We start from the raw sequence: 23,491 nt of genomic DNA on the forward strand, positions 1-23,491 counted from the left end.
CCGTCCCGATATGGACAAAAGCCGGGTCCTGGAGTTCGCCTGCATCCGATGCGGCGCTGCCTATCCCGCCAACGTCACCATCGACTCCAAAGGGTGCGCGCGGTGCCGAGACACCGCGCCGGCAAACCTTCGGCCGGTTTACGTCGCCCCGCACCCTCCCCTTTTGGACGGCGCCACTGCCGCGCGCTCGCTATGGCGCTTTGCGCACATGCTGCCTTGCACAGCCGCGGATGCCGTGAGCCTCGGCGAGGGCTTGACACCCTTGCTTGCGGCGCCGCGTATCGGCTCGTTTCTCGGCGTGCCGGATCTTGCAATCAAGGATGAAGGCCGAAACCCGACCTGGTCGCACAAGGACCGCTTCTCGACCATCGCGGTCAGCGTGGCGCGCGCACGCGGCGCGAAGATCGTCGCGACCGCCTCATCGGGAAACGCCGGCGCTTCGCTGGCGGCTTACGCGGCTAGAGCCGGGCTCAAATGCGTCGTCACCACTTTCGCGGACTCCGCCGGCGCGATGCTGGCGCAGATCCGAAAATATGGCGCGACGGTCCTGCCCCTGGTCAGCAAAATGGACCGATGGTCCATGCTGGAACAGGCGTCTGCCCGCTACGACTGGTTCATCGCCTCGCCCTATCACGGTCCAGTCGTCGGCAGCCATCCACTCGGCATCGAGGGCTACAAGACGATTGCCTACGAGATCGTCGAGCAATCGGATGGCACGGCACCGGACTGGTGCGTCCTGCCGGTCTGCTATGGCGATGCATTGTCGGGCGTGTGGGCCGGCTTTTGCGAGCTGTACGCGCAAGGGTCGATCACGCGGCTGCCCCGTCTCGTCGCCGCAGAGGTGCACGGGTCCTTGGCGGACGCCCTCGCCAGCGGCGCCGATGCCTTGAGTGAACGCAAAATGCCCTTCGACAGCCTTGCCGTTTCGATCGGCACCCCGCGCAGCACCTTTCAGGCGCTTAAGGCTCTGCGCGACTCCGGCGGGCACGCCGTCCCCGTCAACAATCACGGGCTGATCGCGATGCAGGAACGGCTTGCGCGGGACGAAGGTATCTTTGCCGAACTGGCGTCGGTCACGCCGCTAATCGCCATTTCGACGCTCAAGGACCAAGGTATCATCGCAGCCACAGACCGCGTCGTGGCCGTCGTGACAGCCAGCGGTCTCAAGGACCTCGATCGGTCCGCTGGATCGAACGAACACGATCAGATCTTCCAGACGACGGACGACGCCTGGCGCTGGCTCGACAGAAGCGGGCTGGATCTCGTTTCATAGATTTTCCACAGCGCCGATAGCCGGCGGCACCTCATCCGGTGCCTGCGCTTTCAGCACATCGTCGAGACTGCGACGCAACCAAAGGAAGCGTGTCCATTGCGTCTCCGCGGCCGGTGCGATTGTCGTCAGCGTCCTCGGCTCAGGCAGTTCCTTGCAGGGCCAGCCAGGCAGGGACCGGAGCCAATCGTCATTGTAGACGGTCTCGACATGGCGATGGCCTTCGTCAGGCATGATGACCGCGACCTGCGCGTCCGGAAGCGTGGTTGCAGCCCATTGCGCCACCAACGCGGCGGCGCCGCTGGTCGGCCCCATGAAGATTCCCTGCTCGCGCAGCAAGCGGTGCGCGGCCATATACGCGGGATAGGCGCCGACCCAATGGATCTCGTCGACAAGTTCATGTCTTACGTTTTTCGGCAGGACGCTGTTGCCTAAGCCCCGCAGCATGCGTTTGCCGACGGGCTGCCCGAACAGAATGCTGCGATGGGTATCGACGGCGAATACCGTCAGATGGGGAAACACCGTTCGCAGAAAGGATGCTGTGCCGCATAGCGAGCCGCCCGTACCGACGCAGCCGACCAGGCAGTCAACCCTGCCCACTGCCCGGATGAAAAGTTCAGCCAGCCGCGCATAGGCGAGCCAGTTACCGGGACTGTCGTATTGGCGGGTCCAGAAGCCGTCCGGCTCCTTGGCCAGGATTTCCTGCAGGAGCTTGAGCCGGCCAGGCTGGTTGCCGTCGCCGCGCGGATCGTCAAGCGCGATGACCGTGGCGCCGATACGCTCCAGGCGAGCTTTGTATTTGGTATCGATCAGTGTTGAAGCGGTGACGAGCGTCAGGCGATAGTCACGCGCCGCCGCGAGCAGCGCCACCGCCATGCCGAACGTGCCGGACGTCGTCTCGACAATATGGGAGCCTGCCTTCAGTTCACCATTCGACGCTGCCCGATCCAGAATGTAGCGGGCCGGCATAAGCTTCATCAGAGGAAAAGCCGCGGCCACGAGATTTGGTGCCAGTCGAGCAAGGCGCGGGGTCTCAAGGTCCCTGAAATAGTCCACATCGAGGCTCACCATGTCCAGCCCTCCGCGTTGACCAGATGGACCTCGACATCCTTGAAGCCGGCGCGTCTTATCTGCTGCGCGACCAGGGCTGCCCGCCGCTTCAGATTCGATGTGAAAAGATCGAAAATCAGACCGAACAACGAACCGCTATGGGCGACTTGCACCCCGCACGCCCCGGCCCACCTGGCGATTTCGGCGATCTCGTCGAAACCCTGCTTCGGCAAGTGCCGTTGACTGATCAAGGCACTGGCCGAGGCGGCGCGTCCGAGAAGATATGGATCCTGAAGACGAACCGCCCGCGCCACCAGCGCCCGAAGCACGCCGAATTCCTGGATTTCGGCACTGTCGTAGCGCGCCGGCGGCAGCTGCAATGTGTCGACGGGAGCGCCGCCATTTGCCTTGAACCCGACCAGAAGCAGCGGCGGCAGCGAGCCTCCGAAATTCTCGATCACCGTGCCTTCGCGTTGCGCGAACAGGACCGCGTGATCGTCGAAGGCGATCGCGTCGCTGGCGCGCTCGGCGGCAACGGCCAGACGCCCGATGCTCGAGGGCCGCAACTGGACCTTGAGGGCTGCGGCGACAGCGCGAATGGAAGCAACAACGTCCGCCGTCGATGAGCCGTAGCCGTGCCCCACAGGAATCGAGCTTCGAAGTGTCAGCTCGCCACCGCCGGTGGCGTTCAAGAAATCGAGCGTGAGCCGCGCGGCTGCCGACGCCTTGACCTTATGATCGGGTTGGACAACGATTGCATCGCCGTCGCTCCTGGAAAAGCTCGCCTCCGATTTCAAGCCGGCAATCGGCAGTGTGACGAGCCCGCGATGAAGGCGCCCGCCATCATCCTTGAAGACGCCCTGGATGAGTTCGCCGTGATGCGCAATCGCCGCTGCCGTCCCCACCGACGACCGCAGCGTTTCTCGGCTCATAAGATCGCCGGCCCCAACCATCCTCATCTCCCCCACGCTTTCTCGCAGCGGAGGAGGATGGCGCCGACGGCTGACATCTGCCCTCAAGGAATTCCGGTATTGACGGCCTTCTATCGAACGAGCCGGCCGGGGATGCGTGATCGATCGTCAGGCGGCGGAGCCAAGGTGCCGCAGCGGCCTGCCGGCCGAAACCGACTGCGCCGCGGCCATGATACCTTGCGCATCGATACCGTAATGCCGGTAGAGATCCGCGATCGTACCGGTCTGGCCAAAATGCTCGACGCCCAGCGCACGCGTGCGATGACCATGCACCGATCCCAGCCAGGCCAGAGTCGCGGGGTGCCCGTCCAACACCGTCACGATGACGCATGAGGCCGGGAGACCGGCCAACAGGCGCTCGACATGACTGGAGGCGCGCGGATGGCCATACTGGCGCGCCCGGGCCGCGGCTGACCATCCGGCGTTCAGCCGATCGGCCGAGGTCACGGCCAGAAGGCCGACATCGCGCCGGTCGCCGGCCATCAACCCCAGCGCCTGTACCGCCTCCGGCGCGACAGCCCCCGAATAGGCGATCACCACGTCAGCGTTCGGCCCAGGTTTGCGCAACCAGTAGGCGCCATCGACGATGTCGCGCGCCAGCTGATCCTCCATCCGCCGGACTGGCTGTTCGATCGATCGTGTGGAAAGCCTCAAATAGACCGAACCTCCGGTCTGTTCACGGAGCCAGGTGTGGGCGTCGGGCTCGCCCTCCCCCGAACGCTGGATGTAGTCGAATGCCCAACGCAGGATGACTGCCAGCTCGTCGGCATAGGCCGGCTCGAACGTCGCCAGGCCGTCCTGCGCCATGCCGATCAACGGCGTGGCGATCGACTGATGCGCTCCGCCTTCGGGCGCCAGCGTCACGCCTGAGGGCGTCGCCGCCAGAACAAAGCGGGCGTCCTGGTAGCAGGCATAGTTGAGCGCATCGAGGCCGCGCTCGATGAAGGGATCGTAGAGCGTTCCGACCGGAAGCAGGCGCTCCCCGTGAAGCGAGTGTGACAAGCCCAGCGCCGAAAGCATCGTGAAAAGGTTCATCTCCGAGATGCCCAATTCGAAATGCTGTCCCGACGGCGAAAACGTCCAGTTGAAGGTAGAGGGTATGCGCTCCTCGCGGAACACGTCCGCCTGCCCGGCGCGCGCGAACAGACCGCGCCTGTTCACCCATGCCCCGAGATTGGTCGACACCGTAACGTCGGGGGACGTGGTAACGACACGGCTTGCAAAGTCGCTGTCCGATTTGGCGATCTCGTGCATCAAAAGCCCGAAACCCTGTTGTGTCGACATCGAGGCCTGGGCGCTGAAGCCGATCCGCGCTGGCACCGGAACAGCAGGGGCTTGGTGGCGACGCGGGACCGCCTGCGCGAAGGGAACCGATGTGAGATAGGACCGGATCGCGGTCTCATCGTATGCGAGGCCCTCGAACAGGTCCCATTCACGCCCCCCGCGGACATTCATGCCCTGTCGCAGCGTTTCCATTTGCGCCGGTGTCATCAGTCCGGCGTGATTGTCTTTGTGGCCGGCCAGCGGCAGGCCGAAGCCCTTGATCGTATAAGCGATGAAGCAGGTCGGACGATCATGCCCGCGCGCTTCCTCGAAGGCATCGATGATGCTCGCCAGATCGTGGCCGCCGAGATTTGCCATCAGGGCGGCAAGCTCTTCGTCGCTGCGCTTCTCGATCAAGCGGGTGACCGGTCCCTGGTCACCGAGGTCGTCCAGAAGGCGCCTGCGCCATGCAGCGCCGCCCTGGAAGGTCAGCGCGGAATAGAGCTGATTGGGGCATGCATCGATCCACGACCGCAGCTTTTCGCCGCCCTCTTCCTCGAAGGCGGCCTGTTGCAATGTCCCATGTTTCAGGATCACCACATCCCAGCCGAAGTTGCGAAAGATGGATTCGAAACGCTGCCACAGGCCTTCGCGCACCACCGCGTCGAGACTCTGCCTGTTGTAGTCGACAACCCACCAGGTGTTGCGCAGGCCGTGCTTCCAGCCTTCGAGAAGCGCCTCGAATATATTGCCTTCATCCATTTCGGCGTCGCCGAGAAGAGCGACCATCCGACCCTCCGGCTGGTCCGCATTCCAGCCTTTTGCCGCGACATAATCCTGGACCAGCGAGGAGAACAGGGTCTGCGCCACGCCCAGTCCAACCGAACCGGTCGAGAAATCGACATCGTCGATATCCTTGGTTCGGGACGGATAGGACTGCGCGCCGCGATAGCCACGAAAATTCCGCAGCTGCTCAAGCGTCTGCTTGCCGAACAGATACTGGATGGCATGGAAGACTGGGCTGGCATGCGGCTTGACGGCAACGCGGTCCTGCGGCCTCAGAATCTGGAAATAGAGCGCCGTCATCAAGGTCGAGGCGGACGCCGACGACGCCTGGTGGCCCCCGACTTTGAGGCCGTCCTCCGCCCCTCGGACATGATTGGCGTGATGGATCATCCACACAGCCAGCCACAGAACCTTGCGCTCAAGCTCGGAAAGGATCGTCATCGTCGGCTCCTGTGAAATCGCGGCTCAACGATAGCTGCCTCGATCTTCCGAATGTGACTATTCTTGCCCAAACAGATCGATGATATTGGCTCACGCAGCCAATAGTCACGCCTAAACGGGGGAAACATGCCAAATCCGGCGCTTGACGCAATCGACCTGAAGATCATCGCCGCGCTACAGAAAAACGCCAAGGCGACGACGAACGATCTCGCCGAAGCCGTCGGTCTTTCGCCCTCGCCTTGCGCGCGGCGCGTCAGGCTCCTGGAGAGCGCCGGGGTCATCAAAGGCTATACCGTGGTCGTCGACCAGAAGAAGCTTGGCCTGCCGATCAGCGCCTTCGCCTCGATCAAGCTTGAACGGCAACGCGAGGACGATCTCGACCGCTTCTCGCAAGCCGTGCTGCGTTGGCCGGAGGTTCTCGACTGTTATCTGATGACCGGCCAGCGCGACTACCTGATGCGCATCGTGGTGCGCGACCTCGAGGCTTATGAGCGGTTCATCAAGGACAAGCTGACGCGGCTGGACAACATCGCTTCCATCGAAAGCAGCTTCGCGCTCGGCCAGGTCAAGCGCTCGGAAGTCTTGCCTATCTGATCGGCCGGGTATTCTGCGTCGGTCATCGCGCCCGGCGGCTGGAAGCGAGATTGGGGGCCGCGTCAACTCGACCGCCATTCACGCACAAATGTAATGCCCTCGCACTACGAGCGAGAGCGCCTCTCATTACTGCGCTCGCAATATTATGTACATATTTTGTACATCTATATTGACGACTTGGCGCTCGTCAACGTAGCGTTGAGCGGCTGAGGCGGAACGCCTGCGCGCAACTCAATCTCACGGGAGGACTGCACGATGAAATTTCGAGCCCGATCGGCCGCCATTGGCCTGGCCTGCATCGCCTATGCCGCGATTGTTGGATCTGTTCTACCGGCCGCGGCGGAAACGACGAAAGAACGCGTCTTGAAGGAAGGAAGGATCGTCATCGGCATCCATAACCGTTCGCCATGGGGCTACAAGAAGGAAGGAACCGGCGAGTTGCTCGGCTGGCATCCGGACCTGCTTAGAGCGGCGTTCGCCGATCTCGGCGTCAAGCAGATCGACTTCGAGGTCACCGAGTTCGGCGCATTGATCCCTGGCTTGATGGCTGGGCGTTTCGATGCCGTGGCGTCCGGCTTGTCGATAACGCCTCCGCGATGCCAGCAGGTCGCCTTCGGCGCTCCCGACCTGAGGTCGGACGACGCGGCGATCGTACTCGCCGGCAACCCCAAGGCGATCCATAGCTATGCGGATCTTGCCAATAAATCCGACACGATCATGGGCGGCGGCCGCGGCAGCAACGTCATCCAGAACGCCATCGCCGAGGGCGTCCCTGGGGATCGCATCCTGCAGTTTCCCGACATCGAGACCAACATCGCGGCACTGCGTGCCGGCCGCATCGACGCCGCGGTATTTTCTTCGCCGACGGTGATCGGGCTGCTTGCCGGCAAAAAGAGCCCCGATCTGGAACGCGCCAGCCCATTCACGACCGACGAGAAGTCGATCAGCTACATCGCGATCGCGTTCAGGAAAGACGATGGCGACCTGCGCGACCTTTACAATCAGGGGCTGGCCAAGGTCATGTCCAACGGCACGATCGCCACCATCATGGCGAAATACGGATTTGGCCCCACGGAAAACGTGCCGCCAGGATTGACGACGTCGCAGTTGTGCGGAGCCGCCAACTGACCGGGTCAGCAACAAAAGCCGTCTGACATCAACAGGACCGGGTTGCGCGCCGCGCGAGTTCGCGCGTCGGCCGACAGGGCCTCACATCACTATCGTTCCGGATCGCTGGACGGCGCGACGTCTTCGGGGATTTCTTGCCGCAAGCTCGGCCCCTTGGCCAGGCGCCTGCCAAGCGCGGAAACGAAAGCTTCATAACGCTCGCTTGCCTTGGCGCGCGCTGCCTGGGCCATCGGTTCAGGCAGAGCGGGCGTGGTCGCCAGCCAGAAGCGGACGAATACCGCCAAGGTTTCAATGGAGATGCCGACATCGCGCTCCAGCCGCGCGATCCGGCGGTCGATCCGGTCGAGACGCTTGGAGATCGCCGCCTCGCGTTGCGCGTCGGCATCCGGAGAGAGGAAAGAGGCGATCGCCGCTTCAGCGATGAGCGACTGCGAGCGATCGCGCCGGGCAGCATATTCGAGGAGCGCCGCCATCACCGCAGGGTCAAGATAGACGGAAATCTGCACCTTTTTCTTGCTTGCCGCCACAGTCGTCACAGCTCCATGCCGTCGTTCGGATCGAGCGCGATCTGACGCGCCACGCCCCGAACAAAGCGAGCCATCCGGCTGCTGCTCGCAGCCAGATCATCGGCCTCGTCAGGCGCGTCGATCTCGAATTCGTTGACGAGCGGTGGCTCCGCCACAGCCCCGAGAAGGGGATCGAGTTCGGGCTGACGTCGCAGCTCGGACTCGGTCGATTCCTGCTGGGTTTTCGCCATGACAGTTGCGGCTCCCGTATCCGGTGGCGGAAGCGGCAATGGAAGCGCCGTCCAATCGTCAGGCTCCGGCTCGGCTCGAGCCGTGACAGACGGTGGCTGCAGAATGCGCTCCCGCAACCGCGGGTCTTCGAAATAGCGCGCCTTCTTGGCCCGGATCGGCGGGATACCAGCCAGCATGACGATTTCATCGCCGGCCGGCAGTTGCATGATCTCGCCTGGTGTCAGCAATGGCCGCGCCGTCTCTGAGCGCGAAACCATGAGATGACCAAGCCATGGCGAGAGCCGGTGACCGGCATAGTTCTTCATCGCCTTCAGTTCGGTTGCCGTGCCAAGGGCATCAGACACACGTTTGGCGGTACGCTCGTCGTTGGTCGCGAAGCTGACGCGCACATGGCAGTTGTCCAGTATCGAATTGTTCGGCCCGTAGGCCTTCTCGATCTGGTTGAGGGACTGCGCGATCAGGAAGCTTTTCAGCCCGTAGCCGGCCATGAAAGCGAGCGCCGACTCGAAGAAGTCGAGCCTTCCGAGCGCCGGGAATTCGTCGAGCATCAGAAGCAAGCGATGACGATCCGTCCTGGCCTGCAGATCCTCGGTCAGACGGCGGCCGATCTGGTTGAGGATGAGACGGATCAGCGGTTTGGTGCGACTGATGTCGGAGGGTGGGACAACGAGATAGAGCGTCGCCGGACGAGCGTCGGCGACCAGGTCAGCGATGCGCCAGCCGCAGGCGCGGGTCACCTCGGCCACCACAGGATCGCGATAAAGCCCGAGGAAGGACATCGCGGTCGAAAGCACGCCGGAGCGTTCGCTGTCGGACTTGTTCAACAACTCACGGGCCGCGCTGGCGATGACTGGGTGCGGACCGCCCTCCCCCAGATGCGGCATCGTCATCATGGCTGCCAAGGTCGACTCGATCGGCCGCTTCGGATCGGACAGGAATGCCGCGACGCCGGCCAGTGTCTTATCCGGTCCGGCATAGAGCACATGCAGAATCGCGCCGACCAAGAGCGCATGGCTCGTCTTTTCCCAATGATTGCGCCGTTCAAGCGAGCCCTCGGGATCGACCAGGATATCGGCGATGTTCTGAACGTCGCGGACCTCCCATTCACCGCGGCGAACCTCGAGCAAGGGGTTGTAAGCGTCCGATCTCGCATTGGTCGGATCAAACAGCAGCACCCGTCCGTGGCGGGCGCGGAAGCCGGCGGTGAGGCTCCAGTTTTCGCCCTTGATGTCATGGACGATCGCCGAGCCAGGCCAGGTGAGCAGAGACGGCACGACGAGGCCGACACCCTTTCCCGAACGCGTCGGTGCAAAGCAAAGCACATGCTCGGGCCCATCGTGGCGCAGGTAGTGAGACCCATAGCGGCCCAGCACCACGCCGTCGGGGGCGAGCAGGCCCGCCGCCTGCACCTCGCTTTTCTCGGCCCAGCGCGCGGAGCCATAGGTCTCGACCTTCGTCGCCTCGCGTGCACGCCACAGCGACATGCCGATCGCCACGGCGATCGCGATGAAGCCGCCCGAAGCGGCAATCAGACCGCCACGCGCGAAGATGCCAGGCGCGTAGGTATCGTAGAAATACCACCACCAGAAGATGGCAGGCGGATAATAGATTGGCATGCCGCCGATGACGAACCATGGCGCCCCCAGCCGCTCCTGATAGCCGAGCTGCCAAGCCGACCATTGTGTCGAGGCCCAGATCGTGACGAGCACGATCAGGAAGACGAGGACGATCTGCCCCCAAAGGACTTTTGTTCCCGACATTCGTTTCTCCTTGTGCCGAGAGGCCGGCAGGTGGATGCGAGATTCAACAGCCGGCTCACACCGATCGTGTCACGTCGCGCTGCCGGCAAAGAAGACAGGGGATCGGCAATCCGAGATTCCAGAAATCTATGTGAGAGGGGCCACACAAGCCGAGCCGGGCTTGCGAGAGAAACTCCAAACGGCACCGCCGTTGCCGCGAACGACGCCGGAGACGTGGTTGCCAAGACGCCGCTCGACGCCGATCTGCAAAAGCTCATCGCGCCACGATTCGCATTCGCGCCAGGCCGAGCCGCGTGCCGGACAAGATCGTCGCCGCCACCGACATCCCGCGCGCCAGATCGGGCAACACCACCGAACTCGCGGTGCGCGACGTCGTGCATGGCCGCGCCATCAAGAACAAGGAGGTGCCGGCCAACCCGGAACCGCTCGAGCTGTTCAGGAGCCCGCCGCGGTTGGTTGATACACGGGCGAGCCGTGCTCGGTCTCTGGTTTTGCCTCTCCTCGAAGCACAGGAGCACATCGTCAAATAGAAAATGACGACCAGATGGTCGACGGAGCTTGTCAAACGCCCCGGATAGCTCAGCAAGCTGAGCGCAGCAGGAAGCCAGGCACCTTTCTGTATCGGAACGAGAGACTGCCTGGTCAGCGGAGCGCCCGAAGGTCTATCCAGTCGCCGGAGGCGCCTTCGTTCAGCTCATAAGGCGCCGGCCTGGTAAAGTTCGATCGGAAGTCCATCCGGATCGGCGATGAAGGTAAACAGGCGCCCCGTGTAGGGGTCTGTTCGGATTGGCTCCACGTCAACGTCTCGCGACCGAAGCAGCCCGGCAGTTGCCTCGACCGACGCGACCACGAATGCAATATGTCTTAATCCGCAGGCCTCGGGCCTGCTGGGCCGGCTCGGCGGATCCGGGAAACTGAATAACTCTATCTGGACGAGGCCATGACGCAGGTCGCACTTCCAAGACCGCCTTTCGGGGCGCCAGTTTTCGGCGAGAATGACGAAATCAAGCTTGCTCGTGTAGAACTGCTTGGACGTCTCGTAGTCGCTGCAGATGATTGCGACATGGTGGACAGCCAGGAGCATCACATTGGCCTCGCGTAAGCGTCGACAACGCGTCGCTGGCAGAATCGCATCGGTATGGCTTGGGCGCAACTAAGTGCCGACACCGGCCTTGCCGGCTTGGGCGAGCATCTCCACAAATCGCGTCACCTTGGGCGGACGGAAACGGGCGGCCGGATACACAGCATGGATGCCGCCGGAGGGTAGGGTCCAGCCGGGTAAAAGGGGTACCAGCCGGCCGGCCGCCACGTGGTCGCCCAGAGCAAAGTCTGGAAGGATGGACATACCGGCGCCGGCCAGGGTCGCCTCCAGAACGGCCGGCGTGGCGTTGATTGTCAGCCCAAGCTTCATCCGCACTGTGCGCCGATCGTGTTCACCTCGCGTGAAACGCCAAGCGAGCGGCTCTTTCAGCGCGACATTCGCGATGAAGGGCAGGTCGGATAGATCCTCGGGTTCGGCGCGCGATAGGCTCCGTGCTAAATCAGGCACCGCAACGAGAAACTGTTTGAAGGAACCGATCCTGCGTGCCTGACGACTCGAGTCCGTTAGCCAGCCCGCGCGGATCGACAGATCAATCTGGTTCGCGATCAGATCGATCCTGGTGTCCGAAAGCATCAGGTCGACGCGACATGCCGGATAGGTACGACAGAACCGGGCTGCAAGCGGCGCGATGGTGGTGGTGCCATAGTCATTCGGCGCAGTGACCCGCAGAACTCCCATTGGCTGAGCGTTTGTTTGGGCAAGCTCGTCGACGGCCGCCTCGGCCTCCCGCAGAATCATCGCGCATCGCGCGTGAAGCAGCCGGCCTGCCTCGGTCGGCTCAACCCGCCGGGTCGTGCGAAGCAGAAGGCTTGTCTTCAGTTCCTGTTCAAGTCGCGCCACCTGCTGGCTCACGACAGTTTTGGTGATGCCGAGACGCTCCGCCGCTCGTGTGAAGGAAGCTGCCTCCACCACCGCGGCGAAATAGGCCAGCCTATTGAGGTTGATCGCTTCCATGGTCGTCGCTCCGCAGGATTGTGTGTCTATAGCTTACATTGAATTCAATTCATCGGGATTTATCGACCAATAAAGACAATGCATCTTGCGCATCGAGTTCAGCCACCGGCTGATCTGCCCGGCATTCGAAGGGTCCCCCGCATGACGACGGCGAAAATGTTTCCGGCTATCGGCCACGTCCATGAGGCCCGCTTCGGCGAACTCGCGTTTCATTTGAGTTCGATAGCGACGGGGAAACCATGCGGTTTGCCCCTGAACAAATGGACGACTTCGCCAAGGCGGAGGCCGTGACCTATCGCGCAATCGCCATTCGGCAGGGCGTGTTCATGGTGGCCTGGATTGAGGCTGACGGAACGACCGTGACCCACCTCGAGGATTTCGAGAATGGGGCCGTCCACACCAACATCACCAGGCCCGACCGCAGCTTCCTCAATTTGTCCTGCACTTGGGCCCGGTTGACGTAGTCCTGGCCTCGAGCGCGCAGACCGATTTCTTTGCCCATCACAAAAAGGAGTTTTCAAAATGCTCACCAGGAGACAGATCATGAAAAGTTCCGTTGCTATCGCCGCCGCCGCTTTTGCTCCCGCCGATATCGGCCGCGCCGCCGGAACCGGACCCGCCTGGAAGCACTTTCCTGCCGGCCAGAACGGCTTCTTCCGAGCTCCGGTGTTACTGTCGGGATCGATCGAAGCGCTGCTGATCGACGGTGGCTTCACCTACCCCGACGGCCGGGCGCTTGCCGATGCGATCAAGGCGACCGGCAAGAAGCTGACCACCATCTACATCAGCCAGTCGGATCCCGACTACTACTTCAGCCTCAAGCCGGTTCGCGAGGCCTTCCCCGACGCCAAGGTGATCGCGTCTTCCGAAACGCTTGCCGCGATCAAGGGCAATGTGGACAAAAAGCTGGCCGTCTGGGGTCCTCAGCTGAAGGAAAATGGCCCGCAGACCTTGGCTGACATCGTCCTGCCGGAAGCGTTCGATGGCGATGAGCTGACCATCGATGGCGAGACGGTGACGATCGTGGCGGCCGAAGGTCTGCCCAATCGCCGCTACCTCTCGGTGCCCTCGCTTAAGGCGGTGTTCGGCGGCGTCATGATCTTCTCCGGCGTGCACGTCTGGGTAGCCGATACCCCGACGAAGGAAGAGCGCGCCGCCTGGATCGCCAATCTCGACAAGATCGCCGCCATCAAACCCGCCGTCGTCGTTCCGGGGCACATGACACCCGAAGCGGCAACCGACATTTCGGCCGTCGAGCACACGAAGACTTACCTGCTTGCCTTCGAAGAGGAACTGGCCAAGGCCGCGGACGCCGCGGCGCTCAAGGCGGCCATGGAAGCCCGCTTCCCCAACCTCGGCATGGGAGTGGCCCTCGACATCGGCGCCAAGGTCGTCAAAGGCGAAATGAAGTGGGGCTGAGGTGAGCCCCAACCTGATCTGAACCGGAGTGCCCTCAGTGTCCTCCGGCGGGAACGGCCGTGATTTGCTGGCCCTTGCGCCATCCGGCGGCGCGACGGAAGGCGTGCACAGGGCGGCGATGGTCGGCCCTGACCGTCGCTTGATCGGCACGCTGTCCGTGGCCTCGCCGGCCTCACGCGTCGACGACGCGGCCGCGGCCAGCCGAGGCGAGGCTACTATCAAGGCGGCGCGGCTGATTCCAGCCCGCCTCGCTGGCGAAGCATGAACATATCTGCGTTTGCGGCGGGTATGATTAGCATGTTAAGTTAAATGATGGCTGCGTCGGCTCCTGCCGATGCGCCGCAATCCCGCGACAAGACGGGAGACCACCCGGAGGAGGAGACTGTATGCATGCTACCACCCGCCATATGAGCGTCGCCGACGGCGAGGCTTTCCTGTCCGCGTCGCGGATGCTGTTCGGCCCGATCACCCAGCGCTTCTCGCGCGGCGACGCGCCGTCCCTGCCCAAGCTGGTCTCGGTCAATCTCGGCTCCTGCCGGCTCTCCGAGATCAAGGCCAAGTCGCATCTGGTGGTCAGCGACCGCGTCTTCTGGCGCAGTTTCGATCCCGACTCGATCAAGATCCTGATGCAGCTCAGCGGCCGCAGCCGCTTTGAACAGCAGCAGGTCGCGGTCGATCTCGGCCCGCGCGCGGCGATCATCTACGATCCGCTACGCAGCTATTCCCTGCAGAACCTCAGTGATGTCGACCAGCTCATCCTGCAGGTGCCGCGCTCAACCTTCGGCCATGAGACGCTGGCGCGCCTCTCGGCGCCGGTGCCGTTGCCCGGGGAGGACGACAGCCTCACCCATATCGTCTCCGGCCTGATGCAGATGGCGATCGGCACCGCGCACAAGCTCGACGAGGCCGGCTGCCGCCGCGTCGGCGAAAGCCTGATCCAGCTCGTCAACGGGCTGATCCAGGCCAAGCCGATGGCGCCGGACTTCCGCCGCTCGCCGCTGGAAGCGCTGCGCGAGCGTATCGTTGCTTACATCGACGCCAACCTCGCCCGCAGCAATCTCTCGGCCGAGGACATAGCCCGCCACATGGGCTGCTCCCGCCGCTACCTGCACCGCGCCTTCGAAGGCGAAGGCATGACATTGGAACGTTTCGTCTGGGACAGGCGGCTGGAGCGCAGCAAGGAGGAGCTTTTGTCCCCTTCCCGGGCCGCAGCCTCGATTTCGGAAATCGCCTTCGCCTGTGGGTTCAATTCCAGCGCGCATTTTTCAAGGGCGTTCAAGAGCAAGTATGATGTCGCGCCGAGGGAGTTGAGGGAGAGGTTAAGGACGGTGGTGCATTAGGCGCGTGGGTCTGAACGGCGGAGTTCGGGCGCTGCATTCATCGGGAAGCTTATTGCCTACGCCAGCTTTGCCTTGCCCGCAAAGCTGCGCATCAGCCCCTTCGGCAGAAACAGCATCGCCAGGATGATGGTCAGCCCCGAGATCACCGGGTGATAGTCGGGCACCACAATGCGCGCGAGGTCGAAGACGGCGTACATGACCAGCGCGCCGAGGATGGGACCGAGCAGCGTGCCGGTGCCGCCGACCACCGTCATCATCAGCGGCAGCAGCATCCAGTCGAGATCGAAGACCGAGTCCGGGCCGACATGGAAGATGTAGAAGGTGTAGAGGCTGCCGGCGACGCCGGCGATGAAAGCGCTGCTGGCGAAAGCCGCGACCTTGACCTTCAGGACATCGATGCCGTTGGCCGACGCAGCCATCTCGTCGTCGCGCACCGCGATCAGCGCCAGCCCATAGCGTGAGCGCATCAGAGCGCGGATGGCGAGCGCGGTGGCGACCATCAGCCCGAGCGCGACCCAGTAATGCGGACGCAGCGTGTCGAACAGGCCGGCGGGCGCGACGATGCCGAAGGCGCTGCCGGTGAAGTCGCCGCCATTGACGAACAGCACCTTGACGATCTCGCCGAAGCCGAGCGTGCCCAGCGCGAAATAGTCGCCGCGCAGCTTGGACAGCAGCGGCAGGCCGATGATGGCGGCGGCAAGGGCCGCCACCACGCCGCCCAGCGCCATGGTCACCGGATCGAAATAGTAGATGCCGGGGTGCGTGTCATAGAGCGAGCCCCAGATATAGTTGCCGGTCCACACGATGGCGGTGGTGTAGGCGCCCAGCCCGAAGAAGGCGTGGCTGCCGAGACTGATCTGGCCGCCGTAACCGGCCACAAGGTTCCAGCTCTGCGCCATGATGGCGTAGAGGAAGACGAAGAACAGGAACGAGAAATAATAGGCGTCGACAGCACCGGGCAGGAACGGCAGCAGCGCGAGCGCCGCGACGACTACCATGGCGATCCATTTGAAGGCGTTGCTCATTTCTCAAGCCTTCTTGTAGGGCCGGCTGAACAGGCCTTCCGGCTTGAACATCAGCACGGCCAGGAACACGCCGTAGGCGATGGCGTTTGTCCAGCCGCCCGAGATGAAGAACTGGACATAGGCTTCGATCAGGCCAAGCAGGATGCCGCCGGCGAGCGCGCCGGTGACGTTGCCGATGCCGCCCAGCGCCAGCGCCACCAGCGCTTTGAGGCTGAAGATGAAGCCGGCGAACGGGTTGAACGGAAAGGTGGTTGCCACCGCGACGCCGGCCGCACCCGCAAGCGCGATGCCGATGGCAAAGGCGATGGAGTTGACGCGGTGCGGGCTGATACCCATCAGCGTCGCCGCGTCCATGTCTTCCGAAGCCGCGCGCACCGCCTTGCCGACAATGGTCTTGCGCAGGAAGAGCATCACCAGCCCGGTGCCGGCGAGCGCGATCAGGAAGCCCGTAGAGCGGGTAAACGAGGTGCGCACGCCGAGCAGCTCAATGCCGGTCGCCGTATAGCTCGTCACCACGCCGGCGGTGTTGCCACCCCAGACCACGGTCATCAGGTTCTGGACCAGGAACATCAGGCCGACGGCGATCAGCAGCGAAACGTTGCGGTCTTCCTCGGCGGCCGCCTTGCGGAACAGGCCCTGATACATCAGCCATCCGACGCCGAGCCCGACAGGCACGACGATGAGCAGCGACAGGAACGGGTCGATGCCAAGGCCGTAGAACAGCGTCCGCACGAAATAGGCGGCCAGAATGATCATCGCGCCCTGGGCAAGGAAGATCAGCCGCATGGTGCCGAAAATCAGGCTCAGGCCAACGGCGGCGACGCCGTACATGGCGCCGCCGAGCGCGCCGTTGAGCGAGAGCTGGAGCAGGATGTCGGGAGGGGGCAGTTTGAACATCTGATCTACTCCAACACGCCCATATAGGCTTTCTGGATTTCGGGATCGGCGATCAGCTCGGCGCCGGTGCCCTGCATGGCGAGCGAGCCGGTCTGGAGCACGAAGGCATAGTCGGCGACCTTCAGCGCCTGGTGGATGTTCTGCTCGACGAGCAGGATGGTGACGCCCTGGCCGTGCAAGGTCTGGATGAGCGAAAACATCTGCTGCACGACCAGTGGGCTGAGACCCAGCGACGGTTCGTCAAGGATGAGCAGCGACGGCTCCGACATGGTGGCCCGCGCGATCGCCAGCATCTGCTGCTCGCCGCCCGAGAGCGAACCGGCCTTCTGGTGGACGCGCTCCCTGAGGCGCGGAAACAGCGCATAGGCCTTGTCGAGCAATTCCTTGGTGCGCGGCCGCGCCTTGGGCTGGAAGGCGCCGAGCTCGAGATTCTCCAGCACAGTCATCTGGCGGAACAGGCCGCGGCCTTCCGGCACATGCGCGATGCCCATGGAGGCAATCTCCTGCGGCGCCTTGCCGACCAGCGATTGGTCGGCCAGCTTGATATCGCCGCTTTTCGGCTTGAGCAGCCCAGAGACGGTCCTGAGCAGCGTCGTCTTGCCGGCGCCATTGGCGCCGACGATGGCGACAATGGTGCCGGGGTCGACATGGAGCGAGACGCCCCACAGCGCGCCGACGTCGCCATAGGCGACCTGGAGATCGCTCACTTCAAGCAGCCGGTTCGCCAAGATAGGCCTCTATGACTTTGCGGTTCTGGGTGACTTCGCGCGGCGAGCCGTCGGCGATCTTTTCGCCATGGTCGAGCACGATGACGCGGCTGCAGACTTTCATGATGGCGTCGACCTTGTGCTCGACCCAGAGCATCGAAAGACCACGCTCGGCGCGCACGCGGCGAATGACGTCGACCATGCGCTGGATCTCGGTCGGGTTGAGGCCAGCCATCGGCTCGTCGAGCAGCAGCAGCGCCGGGTCTGACGCAACGGCGCGCGCGATCTCCAGCATGCGGCGGTCGGAAAGGGTCATATGCGCAGTGCGTATGTCGCGCCGGGCGGTGAGGCCGACCAGTTCGAGCGCGGCGTTCGCCGCTTCGGTCGCATGCTTGACGCGCCCCCCTGCCCCGTAGACGGCGCCAACCATGACGTTCTCGAAGGCGGTCATGGTCAGGAAGGTGCGCACCAGCTGGAAGGTGCGGGCGATGCCAAGCCTGGAGATGCGGTGCGGCGCGATACCGGTGATGTCGTTGCCGCGAAACAGCACCCGCCCTTGTGTCGGCGCATAGATGGCGGTGATGACGTTGAACAGCGTCGACTTGCCGGCGCCGTTGGGGCCGATCAGCCCGATGAGTTCGTTGGGGCCGACGGCGATGTCGACATTGTTGAGCACGACGAGCCCGCCGAACCGCTTCTGGACCGCCTCGAGGCGAAGCAGGATTTCGTCAGGCTGCATCGTGTTTCCGTTTCTCCAGTGGACGTGATTGGGTGGCAAGCTGTCGGCTTTGCGCCGCCCTGCGGCCAGCCCTTTCTCCCCCTCGCTATACGGGGAGAAATGCCCGGCAGGGCAATGGGCAGCGTCGACGCCCCTAGGGGTGCTTCCCCTTGCGAGCGCCCTGCCCCTCGCCTGTCAGCGCTTGTCCCAGGCCGGGGCCGGCTTGTAGGTCCAGGTGCCGTCCGGATAGATGAGCTGATGCTTGCCCTGCCACCATTGCGTGGCGACGCTCGGGATCAGCGCGAAGCCGGTCTCGTCGAACTTCAGGTCGCCGACCACGGTGTCCTTGAACTCCTGGCCGAAGATCGCGTCATGGATCGCCGATGCATCGGTGCTGCCGGCCTTCTCGATCGCCTGCGCCAACACTTGTGCATTGGCATAGAAGGCGCCGACGGTGACGGAGTCCTTCTTGTACTCAGCCTCGTAGCGTTCGCCGAGTTCCTTGGCGCCCTTGTAGGGGTAGCTCGCCGACCAGAAGCCGTCGGTCATGATGTAGTCGGAGTCCGGTCCCAGCGCTTCATGGAATTCGCCGGTCCAGGTGCCTTTCCAGCCGTGGAAATATGGTACGGAGAAGCCGAGTTCCTTCATTTGCCTGAGCAGCGTGATGGTGTCGGCAGGCGAGCCGAAGACCAGCATGGCGTCGACATCGGCGGCCTTGAGCTTGGTGATCAGCGCCGAATAGTCGGTGGCGCCGATCGCCCACGGATCGTCGACGGCAAAGGTGTAGCCGTATTTCTTCGCCGCCGCCTGGAAGGCGCCGCCAAAGCCCTTGCCGTCAGGCGAATCTTCGGTGACCAGGGCCGGGTGCTTCGGCTTCTCCCCGGCCGGGAGTTTGTCCCAGACCTCGAACGGCACCTCGGCGCCGGGACCAGGATGGAAGAAGAACAGCGCCGAGTATTTGAGCTTCAACGGCTGCCATTCGAACGGGAAGGCCGTCGTGATCATGTAGAACTTCTTGTACTTCTCGGCGACGATGGCGCCGGCGATGTTCATCGGCCCGGAATGGGTCGACAGCAGAGCATCGACCTTCTGCACCTTGATCAGGTTTTCAAGGGCCGACGCCACCTTGCCTTCGGAGCTTTCGTCGTCGGCAACGACGAGGCGCACCGGCAGCTTCTTGCCGGCGGACTTGACCATGATGCCGCCGGCCTTGTTGATGTCGGCGACGGCCTGCTCATAGGCCCATTTCTGCTCCTTGCCGTCGCCGGCCAGCGGCCCGGTCAGCGAGATCGGCGCGCCGATCACGATTTCGGTGTCGCCGGCATTAGCGGCGACCGTGCCGGCGGCACTGAGCGCGGTGGACAGCAACAGGCCGGCCAGCATTCCCTTCAAAGTGATTTCCATTCCATCCTCCCAGGTTCATCGGGCCAACGCATCAGGGCGAGGCCCGCATTCACAGCGCCAGTGCTTCAGTCCATCGCGGCTGCCACCAGCTTGGTGTCGGTGAACTGCTCGAAGCTGACGGCCTTGCCGTCCTGCATTTCCCAGACATGGACGACCCGCGCCGACATCGCCTTGCCTGTCTTTTTGTAGATGCCCGAATAGGTGCCGATGCCGACGATGGTGCTGTCGCCGTCGACCAGTTTGTCGACCTTCAGCGCATAGCCCTCCCACTCCTCGCCGATACGCCTGAAGACGCCTGATATGATGGCGTCGGCACCGACATAGGTTCCGGCATAGGGGAAGCCCGCCATTTCGGTCCACGCCGTCTTGTCGGTGACCGGTCCCATCATTGCCGCCAGATCCTTGGCGTCGGAGCCGGCGTAGTGCGCCTTTATGACTTCGTAGTTCCTGCTACTCATGATGCTGATCCCAATGCTCAAACCGGTTCCTGGCCCGGGTCGTAAACGGCCCTGGATTTCTTCTCGATGAAGGCGCCGGCGGGCTTGTTCTCGACCTTGCCCTGGCTGGTGACGCCGAGGAACTTGCCGGTCGAGCGCATCGTGTCCCAATTGTAGAAAAACAACGAAGCGACCGGGATGATGAACTCGCGGAAGCCGAAGACATAAAGCCTGTCGTCGAACTTCCAGGTGGTCGCGAGATCGACGTCGCCATGGCCGCGCTGGATGCCGACGAGGTTCTGCCAGGCATAGCGTTCAGAGCTCAGATAGATGTGCTCGTAGACGTGGTTGGGGCTGTATGTGTAGTGCGCGGTCAGACCGATCAGATCGCGCGTCGGCGCCGGTTCGGCACCGGCAGCCGGAACCGAGGGATCGCCGAGCACACCTGCAGAATAGACCTGCGCGACGCGCGGCTCGCCGGGCGCCTCGCCGGGCTCGCGAACCCGCTCGCGCACCGAAAGCACACGCCGCGTTTCGATGTCGACGATAAAGGCCTCGTCTTCTGTCAGCCGCGTGGCGAAAACCATGTTGATGAAGAAGACTTGCGGCGCGACTTCCAGCGCCTCGTACCAGTCGGCGCCGGCATCGCTGCCTTCGCTCCAGGCCACGGTATTGGCCGACGTGAAGGCGAGGTCGATGACGCGGCCGGTGTTCAGCGTGATCTTGAAGGTCTGGCCGCGCAACGCGTCCGTCGTCGGCAGACGGTTGGTGGCGATGCCGGCGGCGAAATCGTCGAAGTGCTTCCAGTCGGCAGGTCTGTTCTGGTCGTTCATGGTACCCTCCACATCAATCGACGAAAGCAAGCGTCGGCAGGTCGACGACGGTGGCGCCGCCATCGATGGTCAGGATCGAACCGTTCATCATCGCCGCCTCGTCCGAGGCAACGAAGCAGATGACGTTGGACACTTCCTCCGGCGTCGCCGGGCGGCCGAGCGGCACGTCCCTGGTCACCAGGCGATAGGCTTCCTCGATGGAGCCGAGCCCATGTCTTTCGATGACGAACTGCATCTGCTCGTCGGCCATGTCGGTCGCCACCCAGCCGGGGCAGATGATGTTTGTGCGCACGCCCTGGCGGCCATAGTCGCGCGCCAGCGATTTGCCGAGGCCGACGCAGGCGTGCTTCATGGTAACGTAGCCGGCCGCCGCCGGGCCGGCGAACAGGCCGGCGATCGACGCGACGACGACGATGTTGCCCTTCTGCGCGATCAGGTCCGGCAGGCACTCGCGGGCACAGACGAAAGTGGTGTCGAGGTTGAGGCGCGTCGCCAGCGCCCAGGTCTCGTCGCTCATCGACACGGTTGGGCCGACGCCGTGGCCACCGGCATTGGCGACGAGAATGTCGACCGGTCCGAATTTGTCATGCACTTGCGCAAGGGCCGCGCGCACGGATTTGGCGTCGGCGGCATCGCCCTGCACCACCAGCCCGCCAATATCCCTGACAACGGCTTCGAGCGGCTCGCGCCTCCGGCCCATCAGCACCACCCTGGCGCCGTCGGCGGCCATGCGGCGGGCGACGGCCGCGCCGATGCCGGTGCCGCCACCGGTGATGAATGCCGTCTTGCCGGAAAATCTCATTGGTCCATCCCGATTGGTGCCGTCGTGCCGGCTACGGGCCGGTCTTTGCCATATGCCGATCTTGTTCAGGGATAGTGCGCCGGAGCCGTTCCGCAGTCTTGTCCGAGTGGGAACTTTGTTTTGACTGAATGCGCACTCCAGAACCGACTTGCTAAGCGCCGCGCGACATCTGAGCCGCGCGGCGGCCACCACAGGAACGACTGTAGTGACCTACTTCTTGATCGCTTCCAGATCGATGGCGATCTCGACATCCGGGCCCAGGCCGAAGCCAGCTGCGGCCTTGGCCATTGGGAAATCGGCGGTGCTCACCTTGCCGGTGGCGCTGAAGGCCGCCTTGGTCAGCGTCGCATCCCATGGAGCCGGCGCCTCGTTGAGCAGCTTGACGTCGAGCGTGACTTCCTTGCTGACGCCGCTGATGGTGAGATTGCCGGTGATCTTGCCGGTCTTGCCGTCGACCTTCTCGACCTTGGTGCTTTCGAATGAGATCGTCGGGAATTCGGCGGCGTTGAAGAAATCGGGACCCTTCAGGTCGCTGTCGCGCTGATCGAAAGCAGTGTGGATGGAGCCGACGTCGAGCTCCGCCTTGACGCTGCTCTTGGTGACGTCGGCCTTGTCCATCACAATCGCGCCCTTGACCGCGTCGATCTGGCCGTGCGCGACGCTGTAGATGCCGTGCTTGATGGTGAAGGTGACCCAGGCGTGCTGGCCGTCGATCTCGTAATTGTCGGCATAGGCGGCCGAGGCCAGCATGGAGGCGCCGGCGAAAGCGAGCGCGGTAATCAGTCTCTTCGTCCTCACATATCTCTCCCTAATTGTTGGTTGTTGGAGTGGCTCAGGAAAAGCCAAGAGCGGCCCCGTGCGGCGCCCAGACGATCGCCGTCACGATGGCCAGCATCGCCGGAAGGGCGATCAGGAGACCGGCAATCAGCGGCCGCAAGGACCCGGCGCCGGGAAGCACGCCTTGCAGCCGGCCGCGCACGAGCACGGCGGCGAGCGGCGGCAAGGATGACAAGACGAGTGCCAGGGGATTGGCCTTGGGCGCCAGCAGCGCCACCTGGATCAGCACGGTGACGGCAGCGTAGAGCAGCAGGAATTCGACGCCTTTGCTCCAGGCGGAGGCAGCGCCACCGCGCGACGTCGCGAGATACTGGACAAGACACCAGCCGCCGATCAGCGCGGCCAGCGAGCCGAGCAGTTGCCCGGTGACGATCGAAGCGCCAAGCACCGAGACGATGGCGCCGGAAAGCGCCAAGGACAGCACTGCCGCCGGCGCCAGGAACGGCTCTTCCGCCGAAGGCGATGGTGAGGATGGCTTTGCTATGAGCATTGCCGCACCGATGAGCGCCAGCAGGACAACGGCGAGTGCTGCGATCATCTGCAGGTCGAGCGAACCGCCGGCAAGACGACGCCAGCCAAGCCAGAGGAATGCCGCGGCAAGAGCAATAACGGCGAGAACGCTTGCCGTTCGGCCTGGCATGATCCGCTCAGGCAAAAGACCGATGACGATGCCGGCAAAAGCGAGATAGATCAGCTTCTGGCTGGCGGCGACCGGCGGCATGACGGGCGGGCCGAGCGTGTCCCAATAAAAGAACAGGAGCAGTGCGGCCCAAAGCAGCGTGAGCACCGGCGATGACGCCGGCAGGGCAAACCGTGAAAGCAAGGGCAGGACGAAGCCAAGCAAGAGTGGCAGCGCCGCCGTGATGACCATCGCATTGCCGAGAATCGCGCTCAACCGCCGCCGCCTCCAACACCGTTCAAGACCGTGCCCGCGCGGCCGATCTCGTTGCCCAATCTTGATTGGCCAAGGGCGCGCCGTCTTGTCCGAGCGGGAA

Annotated in this window: 23 protein-coding genes and 1 pseudogene; 7 read left to right on the plus strand and 17 right to left on the minus strand. The window is 63.5% G+C overall.

Annotated elements, in window-relative coordinates:
- Window positions 1-10 precede the first annotated feature (10 nt).
- On the plus strand, window positions 11-1,273 hold the full coding sequence (locus tag FJW08_RS27760) for a threonine synthase (RefSeq protein WP_140765686.1): 1,263 nt from the start codon (window positions 11-13) through the stop codon (window positions 1,271-1,273).
- On the opposite strand, the gene FJW08_RS27765 is transcribed toward FJW08_RS27760, so the two are convergent.
- The 3 genes from FJW08_RS27765 to FJW08_RS27775 all read right to left on the minus strand — a co-directional run bounded on the left by FJW08_RS27765 (window position 1,268) and on the right by FJW08_RS27775 (window position 5,781).
- The gene (locus FJW08_RS27765) at window positions 1,268-2,341 is read right to left on the minus strand and encodes a PLP-dependent cysteine synthase family protein (RefSeq protein ID WP_140765678.1); all 1,074 of its coding nucleotides are present in this window, start codon (window positions 2,339-2,341) and stop codon (window positions 1,268-1,270) included. The two genes, FJW08_RS27760 and FJW08_RS27765, sit on opposite strands and share 6 nt — an antisense overlap.
- The gene (locus tag FJW08_RS27770) at window positions 2,335-3,279 is read right to left on the minus strand and encodes a kinase (protein WP_140813104.1); all 945 of its coding nucleotides are present in this window, start codon (window positions 3,277-3,279) and stop codon (window positions 2,335-2,337) included. Before FJW08_RS27770 ends, FJW08_RS27765 begins: the two co-directional genes overlap by 7 nt.
- A 120-nt stretch (window positions 3,280-3,399) precedes the next feature.
- Window positions 3,400-5,781, minus strand: coding sequence for a transketolase (locus FJW08_RS27775; RefSeq protein WP_140813105.1), 2,382 nt, complete (start codon window positions 5,779-5,781; stop codon window positions 3,400-3,402).
- A 126-nt stretch (window positions 5,782-5,907) separates the two neighbouring features.
- On the opposite strand from FJW08_RS27775, the gene FJW08_RS27780 reads away from it, so the two are divergent.
- Window positions 5,908-6,375, plus strand: coding sequence for an Lrp/AsnC family transcriptional regulator (locus tag FJW08_RS27780; protein WP_140813106.1), 468 nt, complete (start codon window positions 5,908-5,910; stop codon window positions 6,373-6,375).
- A gap of 255 nt (window positions 6,376-6,630) precedes the next feature.
- The gene (ehuB, locus tag FJW08_RS27785; RefSeq protein ID WP_140813107.1) at window positions 6,631-7,503 is read left to right on the plus strand and encodes an ectoine/hydroxyectoine ABC transporter substrate-binding protein EhuB; all 873 of its coding nucleotides are present in this window, start codon (window positions 6,631-6,633) and stop codon (window positions 7,501-7,503) included.
- An 89-nt stretch (window positions 7,504-7,592) separates the two neighbouring features.
- On the opposite strand, the gene FJW08_RS27790 is transcribed toward ehuB, so the two are convergent.
- The gene (locus FJW08_RS27790) at window positions 7,593-8,030 is read right to left on the minus strand and encodes a ribbon-helix-helix protein, CopG family (RefSeq protein WP_140765668.1); all 438 of its coding nucleotides are present in this window, start codon (window positions 8,028-8,030) and stop codon (window positions 7,593-7,595) included.
- 5 nt (window positions 8,031-8,035) lie between these two features.
- Entirely contained in the window at window positions 8,036-10,021 is a 1,986-nt protein-coding gene (locus FJW08_RS27795; protein WP_140813108.1) for a conjugal transfer protein TraG, read from the minus strand.
- 231 nt (window positions 10,022-10,252) lie between these two features.
- Here FJW08_RS27795 and FJW08_RS27800 point away from each other — a divergent pair.
- A pseudogene (locus tag FJW08_RS27800) lies at window positions 10,253-10,482 on the plus strand (acetoacetate--CoA ligase); the annotation flags it as partial.
- A 233-nt stretch (window positions 10,483-10,715) separates the two neighbouring features.
- Here FJW08_RS27800 and FJW08_RS27805 read toward each other — a convergent pair.
- Window positions 10,716-11,105 carry a VOC family protein gene (locus FJW08_RS27805; RefSeq protein WP_140813109.1) on the minus strand — a complete coding sequence of 130 codons (390 nt, stop codon included), beginning with the start codon at window positions 11,103-11,105 and terminating at the stop codon, window positions 10,716-10,718.
- 69 nt (window positions 11,106-11,174) lie between these two features.
- Entirely contained in the window at window positions 11,175-12,077 is a 903-nt protein-coding gene (locus tag FJW08_RS27810) for a LysR family transcriptional regulator (RefSeq protein WP_140813110.1), read from the minus strand.
- A gap of 287 nt (window positions 12,078-12,364) precedes the next feature.
- On the opposite strand from FJW08_RS27810, the gene FJW08_RS32565 reads away from it, so the two are divergent.
- From FJW08_RS32565 to FJW08_RS27820, 3 genes are all read left to right on the plus strand, one after another.
- Complete coding sequence (locus FJW08_RS32565; RefSeq protein ID WP_181183071.1) at window positions 12,365-12,541, plus strand: hypothetical protein; 177 nt, start codon at window positions 12,365-12,367, stop codon at window positions 12,539-12,541.
- Window positions 12,542-12,599: 58 nt separating this feature from the next.
- Window positions 12,600-13,496 carry an MBL fold metallo-hydrolase gene (locus tag FJW08_RS27815; protein WP_181183072.1) on the plus strand — a complete coding sequence of 299 codons (897 nt, stop codon included), beginning with the start codon at window positions 12,600-12,602 and terminating at the stop codon, window positions 13,494-13,496.
- A 386-nt stretch (window positions 13,497-13,882) separates the two neighbouring features.
- Window positions 13,883-14,836 (plus strand): helix-turn-helix domain-containing protein, encoded by a 954-nt coding sequence (locus FJW08_RS27820; RefSeq protein ID WP_140813112.1) that lies wholly within the window; start codon window positions 13,883-13,885, stop codon window positions 14,834-14,836.
- Between the two features lie 56 nt (window positions 14,837-14,892).
- On the opposite strand, the gene FJW08_RS27825 is transcribed toward FJW08_RS27820, so the two are convergent.
- The 10 genes from FJW08_RS27825 to FJW08_RS27870 all read right to left on the minus strand — a co-directional run bounded on the left by FJW08_RS27825 (window position 14,893) and on the right by FJW08_RS27870 (window position 23,391).
- A complete protein-coding gene (locus tag FJW08_RS27825; protein ID WP_140813113.1) occupies window positions 14,893-15,861 on the minus strand; it encodes a branched-chain amino acid ABC transporter permease in 969 nt (322 codons plus the stop codon).
- A 3-nt stretch (window positions 15,862-15,864) separates the two neighbouring features.
- Window positions 15,865-16,758, minus strand: coding sequence for a branched-chain amino acid ABC transporter permease (locus FJW08_RS27830; protein ID WP_140813114.1), 894 nt, complete (start codon window positions 16,756-16,758; stop codon window positions 15,865-15,867).
- Window positions 16,759-16,763: 5 nt separating this feature from the next.
- Entirely contained in the window at window positions 16,764-17,474 is a 711-nt protein-coding gene (locus FJW08_RS27835; protein WP_140813141.1) for an ABC transporter ATP-binding protein, read from the minus strand.
- A complete protein-coding gene (locus tag FJW08_RS27840) occupies window positions 17,467-18,204 on the minus strand; it encodes an ABC transporter ATP-binding protein (RefSeq protein ID WP_140813115.1) in 738 nt (245 codons plus the stop codon). Before FJW08_RS27840 ends, FJW08_RS27835 begins: the two co-directional genes overlap by 8 nt.
- Window positions 18,205-18,378: 174 nt before the next feature.
- Window positions 18,379-19,587 carry an amino acid ABC transporter substrate-binding protein gene (locus FJW08_RS27845; protein ID WP_140813116.1) on the minus strand — a complete coding sequence of 403 codons (1,209 nt, stop codon included), beginning with the start codon at window positions 19,585-19,587 and terminating at the stop codon, window positions 18,379-18,381.
- Window positions 19,588-19,652: 65 nt separating this feature from the next.
- Complete coding sequence (locus FJW08_RS27850; protein WP_140813117.1) at window positions 19,653-20,045, minus strand: nuclear transport factor 2 family protein; 393 nt, start codon at window positions 20,043-20,045, stop codon at window positions 19,653-19,655.
- Window positions 20,046-20,062: 17 nt separating this feature from the next.
- Window positions 20,063-20,857 (minus strand): MoaF C-terminal domain-containing protein, encoded by a 795-nt coding sequence (locus FJW08_RS27855; RefSeq protein WP_140813118.1) that lies wholly within the window; start codon window positions 20,855-20,857, stop codon window positions 20,063-20,065.
- Window positions 20,858-20,870: 13 nt separating this feature from the next.
- A complete protein-coding gene (locus FJW08_RS27860; protein ID WP_140813119.1) occupies window positions 20,871-21,659 on the minus strand; it encodes an SDR family oxidoreductase in 789 nt (262 codons plus the stop codon).
- A 210-nt stretch (window positions 21,660-21,869) separates the two neighbouring features.
- Complete coding sequence (locus FJW08_RS27865; RefSeq protein WP_246682615.1) at window positions 21,870-22,457, minus strand: YceI family protein; 588 nt, start codon at window positions 22,455-22,457, stop codon at window positions 21,870-21,872.
- Between the two features lie 34 nt (window positions 22,458-22,491).
- Window positions 22,492-23,391 (minus strand): hypothetical protein, encoded by a 900-nt coding sequence (locus FJW08_RS27870; RefSeq protein ID WP_140813120.1) that lies wholly within the window; start codon window positions 23,389-23,391, stop codon window positions 22,492-22,494.
- Window positions 23,392-23,491: the final 100 nt, after the last annotated feature.

Origin of the sequence: Mesorhizobium sp. B3-2-1, assembly GCF_006439515.1 — a bacterium.
Lineage (GTDB): Bacteria > Pseudomonadota > Alphaproteobacteria > Rhizobiales > Rhizobiaceae > Mesorhizobium.